Source organism: Paenibacillus sp. J22P90 (genome assembly GCF_059692195.1).
Genome location: NZ_JCAUAY010000004.1, coordinates 1 through 16,029, shown reverse-complemented (window position 1 = coordinate 16,029; position 16,029 = coordinate 1). Strand labels below are relative to the sequence as shown.

The following is a 16,029-nucleotide window of genomic DNA, read 5'->3' as shown; positions in this document are numbered from 1 at the left end:
CAAAGGGGAAATCACATGCAGGATTTATTCATTTTTGAGACACACTGTCTCCATTCCTTAGTAAAAGTGTTTCCGGACGAAGAGCTTCTAGCTGAGTCTTATACACGGGGCTCCGCCTTGCGCGGAGAAACGTTTCATTTTCAGGTTGCCTATCGGGCACCTGCTTTGACCAAGCCAATTCAGGTGAGCGTCACTTCCACCTTACAAGCAGCAATTACTTTACGAGAGGTAGGCTTGGCGCCGTCAGAGCTTCCTTGCCAGAAGCGCCATGATGACAATGTGCTGAGGGTTACGCCAGGGCTTTACCCAGATCCCTTGTACCCTATCGTTGGAGATCGGGGCGTTGTGGGAATCCATTATCAGTGGAGATCCGTATGGGTCACCGTGGAGGTGGATGAAGAGACGCTAGCGGGAGCTTATGACCTGACTGTGCAATTTGCAACGATAACGGGTGAAAATCTTGGCGGAGAGAGCTTTCAACTAGTTGTCTTGCCAGCGGTGTTGCCGCCACAGTCGTTGATTCACACGGAGTGGTTTCATTGTGACTGCTTGGCAAATTACTACGAGGTTGAAGTTTTTAGTGAAGCACACTGGGGGCTCATTGAGCAATATCTACAAACCGCTGTGCAGCACGGCATGAACATGGTACTCACGCCGCACTTCACACCACCGTTGGATACCGTAGAAGGCGGCGAGCGCCTGACCGTTCAACTGGTGGAAGTGCGAAAGGAAGAAGACGGCACCTACGAATTCAGCTTCAATCGACTGGTTCGGTGGATCGAGCTGTGTGAGCGCGTGGGGATTCGCTATTTTGAGTTTTCGCACCTGTTCACGCAATGGGGTGCGAAGCACGCTCCAAAGATTGTAGCGGAGGAACAGGGTGAGATGCGACGCATTTTCGGCTGGGAAACGGATGCGACTGGGGAAGCCTATAAGTCATTCTTAACGCAATATTTGCCCACACTTACAGCGTTACTACGAGAGCGAGGGCTTGTTAATCGGTGCTATTTTCATATTTCGGATGAGCCTCTGCTTGAGCATATGCCCTGGTATCGCAGCGCAAGTGAGTTGATGCAGGCGCACTTAGGAGAATTTCCAATTATCGATGCTTTGACAAATGTTGAGTATTATGAGCAGGGTCTTGTGAAAGGCCCGATACCAGCGAACGACCACATCGAACCGTTTCTCGAGCGACAAGTGCCTGAGCTGTGGACCTATTACTGTTGCGTACAATATCGGAAAGTTTCCAATCGGTTCTTCAATATGCCATCCGCCCGTAATCGGGTGATGGGCGTACAGTTGTATAAGTTCAAGATTGCCGGCTTCTTGCATTGGGGCTATAACTTCTGGAATACGCAATATTCGCTGCAAGCAATCGATCCGTATCGCGTCACCGACGCCGGCCGGAGTTTCCCATCTGGTGATGCCTTCCTGGTCTATCCTGGGGAGGAAGGGCCGATAGAGTCGATCCGGATGGAAGTGTTCTTTGAGGGCTTGCAGGATCTTAGGGCACTGCAGTTACTAGAAAGTTTGGCCGGGCGCGACCATGTGCTGGCGTTGATTGAAGAGGGGCTGACGGAGCCTTTGAGCTTTAGCTGTTATCCATCAGATGCGGAATGGCTGCTGGGGCTTCGAGAAAGAGTCAATCAGGCGATAACTATTGCATCGGAGTCAACCAAAAGGGGAGAGAGCTATGAAAGCTGAGAATAAACCAATAGAGGTCATCATAGTTGGAGCAGGCAGCCGCAGTATGAATTACGCGAGCTACGCGCTGAAGCATCCGGAGCAGATGAAGGTGGTTGGGGTTGTAGATCCCAATCCGCTTCGGCGTGCACATACGGCTGAACGTTATGGATTAGCGGAGGACATGGTGTTCGCAGATGTTGAGGCGCTTGTCGCTCGGCCGAAACTGGCTGATGCAGTGATTAACGGGACCTTGGACGCGCAGCATGTGTCGACGAGTATACCGCTCCTGCAGAAAGGCTATGACCTGCTGCTGGAGAAGCCGATCGGGATTGCGGAGGATGAGGTGCTGGAACTGCATCGCACAGCGCAAGCTTACGGCCGCAAGGTTATGATCTGCCATGTGCTTCGATATGCCCCGTTCTACGTGGAGCTGAAGAGGGAGCTAGAGGCCGGGACAATTGGGGACATCCTCCACATTCAGACTGAGGAAAATGTGGACTTTCACCACATGGCCACAGCGTTCGTTCGCGGAAAATTCGCCAATAAAGAGCGAGGAGGGTCGTCCTTCCTCATGCAAAAATGCTGCCACGACCTCGACCTGATCACTTGGTTCCAATCGAAGGTACGCCCGGTCAAGGTGAGCAGCTATGGCGGCCGCTCCTATTTTCGCGAGTCGCGAGCCCCTCAAGGATCAGGCTCCCGCTGCCTAACGGACTGTGCAATCGAAGAGAACTGTGTGTACTCGGCGAAAAAGCTATACGTAGAGCAGCCGCTCTGGCCGGTTTATGTGTGGCCACGTTTCCTAGACGGCGTGCGGCTCAGCGACGAGGAGAAGCTAGAGAGCCTGCGCAGCGACAACCCATTCGGCCGTTGCGTTTGGAGGTGCGATAATGACATTGTCGATCACCAGGCCGTGATCATGGAATTTGAGAACGGAAGCACCGCCGTTCACAATCTAGTAGGCGGGGCAGCGAAGGCTTGTCGCACCGTGCATATCACGGGAACGAAGGGCGAAATTTACGGAGAGCTGGAAGAAGGCTCCTTCGTGGTACGTCACCCGCACCTGCGGGAAGGCGGCGTTTATAGCGAGCACCGCGTAGAAATTCCGGTTAGCCGGGATATGCATGGCGGCGGCGATCACCGGCTCGTCGAGGATTTTGTGCGTGTCGTGCAGGGAGATACATCCGCCCAATTTTCCACCTCATTGGAGCATAGCATCGTCGGTCACCTTGTTGGGTTTCGAGCGGATGCCTCCATGGAATCCGGGCAATCCTTGCATATTGATTGGAGCAGCTTGTTGCAAAAGTAAGACTGGAAGAAAGCAAACACCCTCGTTTCGAATCCGAAACGAGGGTGTTTCTTTGCAATTTTTATTTCCCGACGGTAACTACGCTTGAAACTACGGTTTTATTGCCTGCGTTATCGGTTGCCGTGAAAGTAATAGTATAAGTACGATCTTTCTCGGCACGAAGGCTGAATGATGTAGCGGGAGAACCGATTTCCGCTTGGATGTCGCTTACACTGCTAGTTGGATCGCTGCTTGTAATAGAGCTCAAGATGACCGACGCAACGCCCGAATCCGCATCGCTTGCGTTCAAAGTGGCCTGGATAGCAACCATCTTATGGTTCGCTGGCCAAATCGAGGTTTTGCTTAGCGCCACGTTTAGTACCGGAGCTGTTCGGTCCATTAGGCCAACGACAATGGTTTTGGCTGCTTCTGTATTGCCCGCTTTATCGACAGAACGATACTGAACCGTGTGTGTGCCGATTTGGTCGAATAAAATAAGACCCGTATAAGTGCTCCATGTTCCGCTGTTATCGATCTGATATTCGGTTCTTGCAACACCTGACAAATTGTCGGTTGCCGAGAGGGCTACCACCATCGTCTGAGTTCCATAAACAGCTTCAGCTACTGAGACTGGAACTCTTAGATCAGATAAGAAGCCAATGCTCGCTTCCTTCGTTACAGGTCCTAAGGTAACAGTTGTATGAATGGAAGTAATGCCTTCGCCAGTTGCTGTTACAATACCATTGATATCTACTGATGCAACTGCGTTATTGTCGCTTTTGTAAGTGATTGATGCCTGGCTTAAATCTGCAAGAGATCCATCGGATACATAGCCAGTCACCGCTATTGCGGCTGGGCTTGCGGCTCCTACAAACATTTTATCCGCTGCCAGAGAAACGGAAGCAAGCACATCTTCAACTTGGATGTCTAACTGAGAAATGACAGCCTTCACAGGTGGCTTGCCGCTACCAGAGAACATCCCGATACCCGCGAGGAAGTCCGTTCCTTCAAACTCCACGGTAGTGGAACCGATAGAAAGCCATTGCGATTCTTTATAATAATAACCAGTTACTTTATTGCCTTCTTTGACCAATCTCATCTGGAACGGCGTATTGATGCTCTTGCCCGCGTAGTCTAGCAGCAGGCCTGTCTGCGAACCCCAGTATTTCTGTTGCGCTGGTGGATTTTGTGAATCAAGAATACTCTCATTGTTACGGAATACATAACGTAGCACCTTACCCGTACCGTCCGTACGGAACTGAACATGCTTAGAATCCGCAGTGTCTTTGGCGCGGAACATCAAGCCCACTGTTGCGGGATCCGCGTAGTCGAAGGAGTCAATCGTTGCTGTAAACGTAACTTTTGCACTAGAGTCGGAGAGATGAACGTTTTTGCTTAGGTATACGAAATCATCCGTGGAACCCCATACATTGTCTCCAACACCTACAAGTGAATAGTTGTTATTGGAGTCTGTCGTTACAAAGCCTTTGCTGTGAGTGCCGTACGTCTTCAAATCCCAGCCTGCTGGCCCCGTATTTGATCCAGCTGTAGGGAAGATCGTCGAGATTTGAGTTGTTGCTTTCGTAATGCCGTCTTTGGTGACGGTTGCCGATACAGTGACTTGACCCGGTGCAAGAGCTGTCACAGAAGCGGCGCCATTGCTGACACTATTAATACGTAGTACTTGCGGGTCACTAGAAACCAACTGGATATCTGCAGTAGACAGATCTGCCGGTAAGCCATTTTGTTGAGTACCCGTCACATTTAAGATTCCTTGCTCTCCAGCAGTAAAGAGATTTACCGGTGTCGTGAATTGGACGTCTTTCAAGAAGGTTTGGGCTACACCTGCATTAAAAGGTGTGTTTTCAATCAAACCTGTATCATCCGCATAGGAGAGACCTACAGATGATCCTGGCTTATAGATACGCACTCGTGCATCTGTATTTGTTGGACCTGTTCGGAAAGTAATTTCTTTGCGAACAAATTGGTTATCTTTTATAACCGTATCGATAGAATTTCCGCCATAATTTAAAACGCCGAGAACAATGGATTCCCCAGGCTCGTTGTATACCCAAGATACAAATTTATATTCGGTGTCCGGTTTAAGACCCGTGATTTTTTGTTCTACACCAGCTCCGCCAGGCCCCAATTTCAAGCGGTATTGTCTACCACGTACTTGCCAGTCTGGAGTGGCCGGTACGGATTGAACATCCGTGGTGCCATTCGTCGTCCATTTTAGCCAGTTATCCGTAGTCCCGTTAAAGCCACTATTCTTAATCAAGTTCATATAAGGCGTATTGATCTCAGTGTAGGTTACGCTTGGAGGATTGGTGAAGTTCGGACCTGCTTTCCAATCAGTTCCACCGTACTCATAAGCACCTGCATCCGGGGTAATACCAACGAAACCGTCCGTGATTTCCTTAATCTCTGCACCTGTGTTAATGGCCGTAGAACCGGCATTTAAACGGTAATCGTTCGCAGCTGGATTCACAAAATTCAAGCCGACGCTCGAAGTCGTGTTATAGCCATTTGCAGTATCCCCCGTTAAGGAGACACCATTTGTAAAAATGTTGTTATACACCCTTGACCCAAATAACTCCTGGTTATACGGTGGAGATCCCCAGTAAGCTATGCTGTTGGTTCTAGAATTCACAACCGTGTTGTTATAAATGAGTCGGTAGTTGCCTGGCGTATTCATCTGGATTCCTACATCGTTGTTGTAGATGACGTTATGATGCGCCACCACATTGTTCGCGTAGTTGTCGAAGTAGAGGCCGACGCTCATATCGGTTCCTTTACTGTCGTGGATCAAATTGTGGTGGATATCGGAGTTGCCCATATCAAGTCCCCAGCTATAGATCAGGGCTCCGTCACGGGAAAGCCACATCCCATTAGAAATATCGTTGTATGAAATCTCCCCGCTGCCAGATCTCCAATAAAGGTTGAATCTTCCAGAGTCTCTGATTTCGTTGTAGCTGATCAAGTTGGCGGTCCCGCTAGTAAGCTTAACCAACGGATCGTAGGAGGCCATATAGCTACCGTTATGAATAACGTTATTCACAATGCGGTTGCTGCTTCCATCAATATTGATCAGCGTTCCTGAGGAGTAACCAATCTTACTGTTTTTAATTTCGTTATTGTTTCCGACGATGCTAATTCCACCATTAAGTTGATCAGCATTTGTTGTATTCTGTGAATAGTTCGAGAAATATACGTAATCCGCCTGGATGCCGTCCAAAATGTTATTGTTCGAAGTGTTCATCGTGATGTTGGCGGCGAAAGTACGAATTCCTCTCAAATTAATGAAGTTTTTTCCATTCAAATTGAAAGCGGTGTTACGTTTTTTAACCTCAACATTGGAAGGAGTCCCACCATCAGGTGCCCACAAGTATACTTTTTGAGCAGTTTCATCTACATACCACTCGTTTGGAGCGTCTAATGCGCCTAACACCCCGCTAAGGAAGTATGTACTGCCTAGTCGAGGATACAGTTCCTGATAGTCACCAGCTATTGGTTCATAGGTCAAGGTGTGGGTCGCACTATTGTAGCCTGTTACCTTAGAGGTCATGCCTTGGTACGCATTCCCGCCTCGTTCCCAGACTTGAGCGCCCTTCCAAAAATCCGTAGGCTGCGTAATGCTGGAATCCACAATCGTTGTGGCCGATCCTGCATCTGCGGTTGCTGTACCTGCTTTTAAACCAGGGAGCGAGTATTCGCTAATATTTGGCCAGCGCGCTTCCCAGAGCGGGGAGACGGCTGCGCCGTTATTCACGAATAACTGGTTTTCTTTGCCCAAGCTCCATGGCAGATCGGCTTTGTAGATGTTTCCTGCGTGTGGAGTCCAACCGCTGATCGGCTCGGTTCCGCTTACAATTACGGTTGCGCCCGTGGCTGGCTTAAAGGTAATGGGCTGGCCGCTAGTTCCAGAAGCAGCTGGAGTAACCGTCTCACGATACGTACCTGATGCGATGATGCAGGTGTCCCCGGCCAGCATAACTTGGGCGCATTTATTGATCGTTTTGAATGGTGTTGCCTCTGAATTCACTGCTACGGCGTCATTTCCGTTCGGAGCCACGTAGTAGGTCGTTGCAGCAGCAAATGCGCTTGGTGCGGGCAGCAGCCCACCGATAAAGCCTAGCGTTAACGTTAACGCCAAGCCATACCCAAGCTTCGATTTTTTCCACATTATACATTCCTCCTTGATAAATTGTTATGGATAATATCCATATAACTAACTTACCAATTGGCTAAATAATAAAAAGTCAAATATCCGTACTTTACTCTTGAATCACGCTGAAACATTTATATTTTAGTGAACCTCCGCTTTTAACAGTAAGAAAATAAAACATACAGTTCCATAAGAGAGTAAAGTGCAGATCTTGCACTTTTCTTTTGTTTGCATTCCAGTTTATGTTGGATAGGTGCATGAATGGGGGGAAGGATTTGCAACAACTAAATCTATTTCAATTTAATCGGATTTCTGTGAGGGTCGTATGTTCCAATCGAACATTTACATGTGGCGACGCTCTTATTGAGGAAGATGTCGACAGTGGACAACAGACTTGGCGATGGGATGTTTTGGCTGTCACTATGACTTGTTGTCAAGATCAGGAAGTCAGAAGTATTACGGTTCAAAATATTGGCGTTCATGACATTCACTTGCGTTATATCAGTTTGGAGTGGAAACCCATGGATATCTCTCCATATTTGGATGCCAGAAGATATGTTCAACTCCATCATTCCCAATGTTTCGAAAAGATAGCGGGAGTTCGTCCAGTACATCGTCCCAACGATTGGTCGGATCCTAACGAAGCCTCTGCCATGGTAACGGTGATATCCAGCAGATTGCCTGGCGAAGCATTGCTGCTAGGGGCTTTGCCTCCATTTGAAGATTGCTTCGTTAGCTTCCCGATTCTGCACGAAAGCGCGCATCGAGACGGTGCTTTCGGTATTAGCGTTCAATTAACAGCTCCTCGCCGAATTATTTCAAACGATGAGGTGGCGTTGGCTCACTTGATCATGCTTCACGGCAAGGACGGGAATAACTTGTTGGAACAGTATGCAGAGCTCATGCGAGATCGACTTCCTCAATCCCTGTTGAGTAAACAGCGGGTCACAGGCTGGAATTCATGGGATTATTACGCTGGCGCAGTTACACAACGCGATATCATTGAGAATACTAGTACCGCACAAGAACAATTTGCAGACTCCATTCGCTATATCGTCATCGACGAAGGATACGAATGCCAGTGGGGGATTTGGGACGAGGGCTGGAAATTTCCTGACGGGCTGAAGACGCTATGTGAAAAAATTCGTGAGTCCGGGTTCGAACCAGGGATTTGGACGGCTCCGCTCATGGTGAATGTATATACCCCCTTATATCGGGAGCATCCGAATTGGTTTGTCGGTGACAAAGAAGGTAACCCCTATCTGGTAAGTTTGGGATATGGTTCCATGGCACAGCTAGACATCACCCTGTCTGAAGTGCGAGAACATTTAGGTGCTATATTTACCAAATTGCGGCAAGCAGGCTTTACTTACTTCAAATGCGATTTTACGCAGCTGCTGCTAGGCGCTTCCCGCTTCTCGCGTGATGACATTACGCCTGCTGGCATGCTTCGCCAACTATTCTGTCTTATTCGCGAATCGATTGGGGAGGATGCCTACCTTCTTGCTTGCGGCGCCCCATTCGAGGCGGTTATCGGCATTGCCGATTCCCACAGAACGACTGGAGACATTCACCATTACTGGAGTCATATCCGGCAAAATATAAGGTCGATGTTTGCGCGTTGGTGGATGCAGGGATCGATAGGGAACACCGATCCTGATTTCGCTATTGTCAGGTGCGATCGCACCACGGACGATGTACTTCTAAGTCGGCGCTTAGCCAAAAAGCCTTGGAATTCAGGTGCCAATTGGTATGCCGGGCGAGAGATGAATTTAGAGGAAGCGCAGACACTGCTGCTTGCTTGCTATTTGACCGGGGGGGATATGGTTCTCGGAGACGCGCTGAACCATTTAAATGAAGCAGGTTTGGCTCTTCTTTCCACGGTTCTTCAGGAACCGGTCAAAGGCGGAGTACCGATCAATCTTTTTGAATACGATGGAGATGATTTTCCAATCGTGGTTGCACAGGGGGACGGCCGCAAACTTGTGGCCCTATTCAATCTTAGCGATGATTATGTACCAAGAAAGCTACCTCAGCCGTTTGCCGGAATGAAAGGATCGCATGAAGAATTTTGGAGCAGGCAACCACTTGATTTTTTAGAAACAGAAGAAATCATCATGGAACCTCATACGGCGAAGGCTTGGTGGGTATCCGAGACATAAATCGGCGAAAGTAAATTATCATGTTAGGAGGAGAGTTTCCTTGGCTAATTATGTAACGATCAGTTGTTTAGGTCCTAGACCTTTGGTTATTGAAGCAGATACTCCTGCCCAAGAGGCAGTGGAACTGATGATCCAACATTGGCAGAGTCAGCTAGACCAGGTGCTCCCGGATCGTCCGGATTTGATTATCCTGCATGAAGCTTGTGATAGGCCGGATCAAAGGAAGTACCCGCAGGATCAAAAATTAGCTTATTATCGGGTTCGAAAAAATCAAATCCGTGATTTTCTGGCGGGCGTGGCGAAACAGCACCGTTGTTATATCACGTATCCAGCACATATAGAAGCTGAGGATGGGAGCTGGCGCAACGCGATGCAGTTGATTGATCGCGAGGGTCAAGTGATGGGGGCCTATCATAAAAACTATCTGGTTCCAGATGAATATAACAAGCATCATATTCTTTATGGGAAGGAAGCCCCCATCTTTGAATGTGATTTTGGGAGAGTTGCAGCAGCGATCTGCTTTGATTTGAACTTTGACGAGCTTCGGCAGCAGTATGCGAAAGCAAAGCCAGATTTGATCGTGTTTCCTTCCATGTATCATGGCGGGCTTATGCAAAACTATTGGGCTTATTCCTGCAGATCTTATTTCGCCGGCTCGATATCGGGCTTGCCTTGCACCGTTATTACGCCATTGGGAGAGGTGGCGGCTCAGAGCACGAATTACTACTCATTTATTACAACCAAGGTTAACTTGGATTACGCTGTCATTCATATTGATGAGAATGGTGCACATTTTCTTAAGATCAAACAGAAATATGGGGCGAAAGTCAAGATTCATGATCCTGGTTTTCTTGGCTGTGTTCTGTTAACAAGCGAATCTGAGGACTTGAATGTGAAAGATATTATTGCAGAGTTTGGGCTGGAGCTGATGGATGATTATTTCCGACGATCCGTAGATTCCCGTTGCATGCCTGGTCGAATAGAGCTTTGAATAGAAATGGGAAGGAATGGGACAAATGATCGACTATCGAAGAACTATTCTGGATGGCGCTCATCAAGCGATAGGAAACACACCAATGGTTAGATTGAGCCGGTTAACCAAGGAATTAGACGGAGAAATTTATGCCAAGCTCGAATACTTCAATCCTGGTTTTAGCAAGAAAGATCGTATTGCGCTTCAAATCATAGAAGAAGCAGAGCTGGATGGCACGCTGACGCCAGGTCAGACCGTTGTGGAACTGACTAGCGGTAATACAGGAACTGGGCTAGCTATCGTCTGCGCGGTGAAAGGGTATCCGTTTGTTGCTGTGATGTCGAAAGGGAATTCGATGGAGAGAGCGCGGATGATGCGTGCGCTTGGAGCTGAGGTTGTATTGGTTGAACAAGCTGCTGGCTCAGTGCCAGGACAAGTGTCTGGGGAGGATCTTGCGCTTGTAGATGCAGAAACGCTTCATATCGTTCAAAAGCGAGGCGCATTTCGTGCGGATCAATTCCATCATCGAGGGAGTTTACTCGCTCATGAGTTACATACAGCAGAAGAGATATGGGAGCAAACACGTGGCGAATTCGATGTGTTTCTTGACTTTGCAGGAAGCGGTGGTACGTTTGCTGGCTGTGCCAAAAGGTTGCATGCCTATAATCCTAACATTCGTAGTTACTTAGTAGAACCGGAAGGGGCACCATATCTGGCGGGTGGAACGCAGACCAATCCGAACCACAGACTGCAAGGCGGTGGTTATAGTATGGAGTTGCCATTGGTTGATCGAAACTTGATCTCTGATTTCTTGACGGTCACCGATGAGGAGGCGATTGAAGCTTGTCGGAGATTAGCGCGCGAAGAGGGAATTTTTGCGGGTTTTTCTTCCGGGGCCAACGTTGCTGCAGCACTGCAACTGCTGAAGTCGCGTGAGAAGGGCGCACGGATCGTATTGACCATTAACGATTCAGGTTTGAAATATTTAAGCACCGATCTATACCTGTAAAGGAATAACGCCGACACAAACACGGAGGAAACAATGAAAAAAATCACGGCAGCACTTATAGGGGCAGGTGGAAGAGGGCAGTATGCTTATGCGCCATATGCACTTCAATACCCGAACGAATTGGAATTTGTTGCAGTTGCAGAAACCCGAGGGTTTTTAAGAGATGAATTTGAAAAAACGTATCACATAAAGCCTGAATATTCATTTCAGTCGTGGAAGGATATGTTAAAACTTGACCCGATTGCAGATTGCGTAATCATCTGTACGCAAGACACCCAGCATGTTGAACCGGCTATTTTGGCAATAGAGAAAGGTTACAAACATATTTTGCTCGAAAAGCCAATTGATCCGCATATCGAGAATAGCTATAGACTTTTAAAAGCGGCCAAAGAAAATAATGTTAACATACAAGTATGTCATAGTTTACGATATACACCTTATTTCAGAAAGATGAAAGAACTCTTGGATAATAAAATAATTGGGGATATTATCAACATTATTCATGTAGAAGGTGTGGGTTTTTATCATCATGCACATAGTTTTGTAAGAGGCGACTGGAGTGATACATCCGTTTCGAGTCCAATGATATTGGCTAAATGCTGTCATGACATGGACTTGATGGTCTATTTAACGGGCAAAACATGTAAAAGTATATCCTCATATGGGGCGTTGACCCATTTTAGGCCTGAAAATGCGCCGGAAGGCAGTACGGATAGATGTACCGATGGTTGCAAGGTTCAGGATTCCTGTCCTTATAACGCAACTAAAATTTACAGCGAAATGGAAGATTTTCGTAAATTGGCCTGTGAAAAAGAAGGTTTCACTGATTTGAACGAAGCTTTGCAAAAGGGGCGTTATGGGAGATGTGTCTATCGTTGCGGAAATGACGCAGTTGACCATCAATCCGTAAATATTTTATTGGAAGACGATATCACCGTTATGTTAACCATGTCTGCCTTTTCACATAGAACCGGTAGAGATATTCGCATCATGGGAACCAGGGGTGAGATAACTGGAAGTATGGAAGATAATACGATTAAAGTTCATCATTTTGCAAGCGGCGCTATCGACATGTATGAGGTGAGTCATCCGGAATCCGGGCATAGTGGGGCGGATGAGATTCTGATGAGGGATTTTGTAGGGATGGTTGCAGGCGGTAAACTAGGAAGTAGTGATATTGACCTCTCTATTCAAAGCCATTTGATGTGCCATCTCGCTGAAAAGTCAAGATTAGAGAACAAAACCTTAGAAGTGGCGGCGAATTGAGATTTGAATAGGAGGTAAAAGAATGCAAACGCTACGAATTGGAATTGTAGATTTGGACACATCGCATCCTTCCAATTGGGTGCCGATCATCAAGGAACTAGGCCATCAGGTGGTAGCAGTTTTCGATGGGGGAACTGTTCATGAGGAAGGTTATGCCTCGCAATTTGCCGAGAAGCACGGAATCAAGGTTGTATGTGAATCGTTGGAAGAAATGGTGCAACACGTAGATGCCGTAATTATCCATAGTGTGAATTGGGACTTGCATGTTGAGCGTGCACGTCCATTTGTCAATGCGGGTAAAGCTATATTGATTGATAAGCCTATGGCTGGGAACTTGCGCGACATCCAGCAGTTCCTGGACTGGGAACGAAGTGGTGTTCGTATTACAGGCGGTTCTTCGTTAAGCGTCTGCGCAGAGGCTAAAGAGTGGCATCAGCAGCATGATCCAAACGACCAGATCGTGACTGTGCTTGCGGGCTGTTCCGTTGATGATTTTAATTACGGCATACATGCTTTCTACTTACTGCAAGCGATCATGGGACCGGGAATCGAAAGCGTACGATCCACAGGTGTATCTATACAGCATCAAATTGAACTCATATGGCAGGATGGGCGCAAGGTATTCCTTAGCGTCGGGAATACAAAGGGATATTTGCCCTTCTATGCAACGATTGTCACCGAGCATACAGTTAAGCATTTGCAGGTGGATAGCAGCCGATTATATCGTTCTTTTTTGGAAGCAAGCTTGCCATATTTGGCTGGAGATGCGGAACCTTTCCTATCATTAAGTCAACTGCTAGAGGTGGAACTCGCTGCGATAGCCGTGAGAAGATCTCTCTTGTCGGGAGGGCAACAGGTAGCCTTAAAGCAATTATCAGAAGAAGATCAAGGTTATGAAGGGGCCGCTTTCGCTGTACAGTATCGAATGAAAGTGAAAGGACAATAGGATGATAACGATTAAGAAAACGAATCTGATTGTTGAACGTGAACCGTTACTTGCTCCATTTGGCTTCAAAGGCGGCTATGTAAGTGAGCTCTGGCAATCCCTCGTTTCCTTGGAGGATTCAGAGGGGGATGTTGGCGTAGGACTAGGTGTTCAGAGCATACTTTGGTCGGATCCACAGGTCTATACCGGATGGGGCAATGAACGAGGTAATTTATTCATGAATGAGATTACTAACTATGCGTTGTTAGCCGCTCAGAATACTTCATTCAAAACCCCTATGGACATTCTGGATCCTCTGGTGGTGCAGGCCTATGAATATGCCTCCCGCACTTGGGGCGGGAACCCGCTCAGGGTTACCTTTGCGCTCAACGCACTAGTTCCTATTGATCATGCAGCTTGGATGCTCCTGAGTCGTAAAACACCTGGCGCCCGCTTTACAGAACTGATCCCGGAAGAGTATAGAACCATGCTGGCGGCTCGGCATGAACGGCTTGCCTGTACGCCGGTCGTTTCGTATGGGATGACAGAGGCGGATGTAGTGGCGTTGCTGGATGAGGGTTATTTTGTACTGAAAATTAAATTGGGCTCCGATCCGAATCAAGATGGAGATCCCGAGAAAATGTTGGAATGGGATATCCAAAGATTGAAAGAGATTCACCTTATCGCAGGGAACCGTGACTGCCCTCATACCGCAAATGGAAAAATCGCCTATTATCTAGACATCAACGGGCGCTATGGCTCCAAAGAGCTTCTTTGGAGGCTTGTGGACGCTGCAGAGCGAATAGGAGCCATTGAGCACATTATATTGGTGGAAGAGCCGTTTCTGGAGCATGTCCACGTGGATGTTTCAGATATTCCGGTAAGGGTGACAGGTGATGAAAGTGTGCATAATGAAAAAGATGCATTGGAGCGAATCCAAATGGGGTACGGTGCCTTTGCCTTAAAGCCGGTAGCCAAGACGATGAGCATGAGCTTGCGAGTCGCGAAGTTAGCTAGTGAACATGGCATTCCTTGCTTCTGCGCTGACTTAACAGCAAATCCGATGATGGTTGATTGGAATAAGAATCTGGCAGCGCATCTGCTGCCTGTGCCCGGACTCTCCATGGGCTTGATCGAATCTAATGGCAAACAAAACTATACCAACTGGGAAGTTATGAAGGGAAGGCATCCCATTCCCAATGGTAGCTGGATCGACTCAATTGATGGTCAATTCCAACTGCATCCTGAATTTTATAAGCATAATGGTGGCGTATTCGGTAGAAGTGGTTATCAGGAGACGCTATTGGGTACTCGGGGGAAGTAGGGAGGCAAATATTTGATTGGGTATTTGGCCATTCTTAGTGCGGTATTGATTTGGGGGCTATCCTATATTGTAATGAAATCCACGACTGCGGAGTACCCCCAGCTGCTGTTTCAATTTTGGCGGTATGGTGCCGTGTCGCTAGTGTACCTGGCCCTCTTTCACCGATCGCTCCGGGCAATGCCGGGCCGCATCTGGAGAATGGGCTTGCTCCGCCTCGGATCAGCCAATTTCGTGTTGGGCTTCTTTTCTATTTACGCAGTGCAGCATACGACCCCGACGCGCGTCGTGGTAATCAACAGCTTCATCATTGGCGTGGTGCCACTTCTGCGCTGGGTGCATGACCGATGCAAGCCTACGCGGCAAGAGAATGGGGCGATCGCTATCGCGATCATAGCCATTATCCTATTGATCGGGCCACAGGAGCAAGGCGTGAATCTTGGCGATGGTTTGGCCTTTGTCGGCATGATTGGGTATGCCTACTCAATCGATCTGACCGATCGATTGCTTGCGAAGGAGCGGGCGACGGTTTCGCAAGTTTCCTTTTTGGGCATCGCAGGCTGCGCTTTGTTTTTCACCGTGGCGGCGGCCATCTATGCATGTTTCAACAAAGAGGGGGCAGCGCTATCGGTTTTAATATCTCAGTCGGAGACTCTCGCAGGTATCGCCTATATGGTCGTGTTCGTGTCGCTCGCGGCCAACCTGCTGCAGGTACACGGTCAACGCCGTCTGCCGCCGGTCACCGTCTCGATTTTGTTCTGTCTGGAGCCTGCTGTAACAGCGGCGCTTGATTTTGCGCTGCTCGGCAACAAGCCGTCGCTCCGCGTGCTGCTCTGCGGCTTGCTGCTGATCGTGGCGACGGTGGTTGCCGCCCGACCAAATAAATCCATAAGCCGCCAAAAAGAAGCGAATCTATGATTGCCTTTTTTACGCATATGTTATCGTATGTTTTATACAACCAGCAATCGACAGACTTCTTCAGATAAGTTTAAATTCTACTAATCATTAACAATATACTTTGTTCTTGCTTGGATGTTAACATAAGAGTGATTGATCGTTTAGCATCTAAGAAGGGACTTTCCAAATGAAAGCATATAAAAACATCGTAGCAACAGCGATATGAACTGCACCCCGTCAAGTAGACAGTACAATAAATAAAAATTATTTAAGCGGCCTTGGTCCTGAATTCAATCGGACTGAGGCCGTTTAGTTTTGCTTGTAACCGTTCAAA

At 47.8% G+C, this 16,029-nt stretch carries 10 protein-coding genes; 9 read left to right on the top strand and 1 reads right to left on the bottom strand.

All coding sequences use genetic code 11. The features are described from left to right. The first annotated feature begins 15 nt into the window (after nt 1-15). Both AC58UX_RS14275 and AC58UX_RS14270 read left to right on the top strand, forming a co-directional pair. Nucleotides 16-1,704, top strand: a complete 1,689-nt coding sequence (locus AC58UX_RS14275; protein ID WP_497253703.1) for a DUF4091 domain-containing protein — start codon at nt 16-18, stop codon at nt 1,702-1,704. After that, on the top strand, nt 1,694-2,995 hold the full coding sequence (locus tag AC58UX_RS14270; RefSeq protein ID WP_497253701.1) for a Gfo/Idh/MocA family protein: 1,302 nt from the start codon (nt 1,694-1,696) through the stop codon (nt 2,993-2,995). Before AC58UX_RS14275 ends, AC58UX_RS14270 begins: the two co-directional genes overlap by 11 nt. A gap of 61 nt (nt 2,996-3,056) precedes the next feature. On the opposite strand, the gene AC58UX_RS14265 is transcribed toward AC58UX_RS14270, so the two are convergent. Continuing rightward, complete coding sequence (locus AC58UX_RS14265; protein ID WP_497253699.1) at nt 3,057-7,160, bottom strand: OmpL47-type beta-barrel domain-containing protein; 4,104 nt, start codon at nt 7,158-7,160, stop codon at nt 3,057-3,059. Between the two features lie 257 nt (nt 7,161-7,417). Here AC58UX_RS14265 and AC58UX_RS14260 point away from each other — a divergent pair, with 257 nt between their 5' ends. The 7 genes from AC58UX_RS14260 to AC58UX_RS14230 are packed head-to-tail and all read left to right on the top strand — an operon-like array spanning nt 7,418 to nt 15,716. Then, entirely contained in the window at nt 7,418-9,304 is a 1,887-nt protein-coding gene (locus tag AC58UX_RS14260; RefSeq protein ID WP_497253697.1) for an alpha-galactosidase, read from the top strand. Nucleotides 9,305-9,344: 40 nt separating this feature from the next. Further along, the gene (locus tag AC58UX_RS14255) at nt 9,345-10,295 is read left to right on the top strand and encodes a carbon-nitrogen hydrolase family protein (RefSeq protein ID WP_497253695.1); all 951 of its coding nucleotides are present in this window, start codon (nt 9,345-9,347) and stop codon (nt 10,293-10,295) included. 16 nt (nt 10,296-10,311) lie between these two features. Beyond that, nucleotides 10,312-11,286 (top strand): PLP-dependent cysteine synthase family protein, encoded by a 975-nt coding sequence (locus AC58UX_RS14250; protein WP_497253693.1) that lies wholly within the window; start codon nt 10,312-10,314, stop codon nt 11,284-11,286. 33 nt (nt 11,287-11,319) lie between these two features. Further along, a complete protein-coding gene (locus AC58UX_RS14245; protein ID WP_497253691.1) occupies nt 11,320-12,552 on the top strand; it encodes a Gfo/Idh/MocA family protein in 1,233 nt (410 codons plus the stop codon). 22 nt (nt 12,553-12,574) lie between these two features. Then, entirely contained in the window at nt 12,575-13,498 is a 924-nt protein-coding gene (locus tag AC58UX_RS14240; protein WP_497253689.1) for a Gfo/Idh/MocA family protein, read from the top strand. 1 nt (nt 13,499) lies between these two features. Continuing rightward, nucleotides 13,500-14,801: an enolase C-terminal domain-like protein gene (locus tag AC58UX_RS14235; protein ID WP_497253687.1), complete on the top strand. Its 1,302-nt coding sequence runs from the start codon at nt 13,500-13,502 to the stop codon at nt 14,799-14,801. A 12-nt stretch (nt 14,802-14,813) separates the two neighbouring features. After that, nucleotides 14,814-15,716 (top strand): DMT family transporter, encoded by a 903-nt coding sequence (locus tag AC58UX_RS14230; RefSeq protein ID WP_497253685.1) that lies wholly within the window; start codon nt 14,814-14,816, stop codon nt 15,714-15,716. Nucleotides 15,717-16,029: the final 313 nt, after the last annotated feature.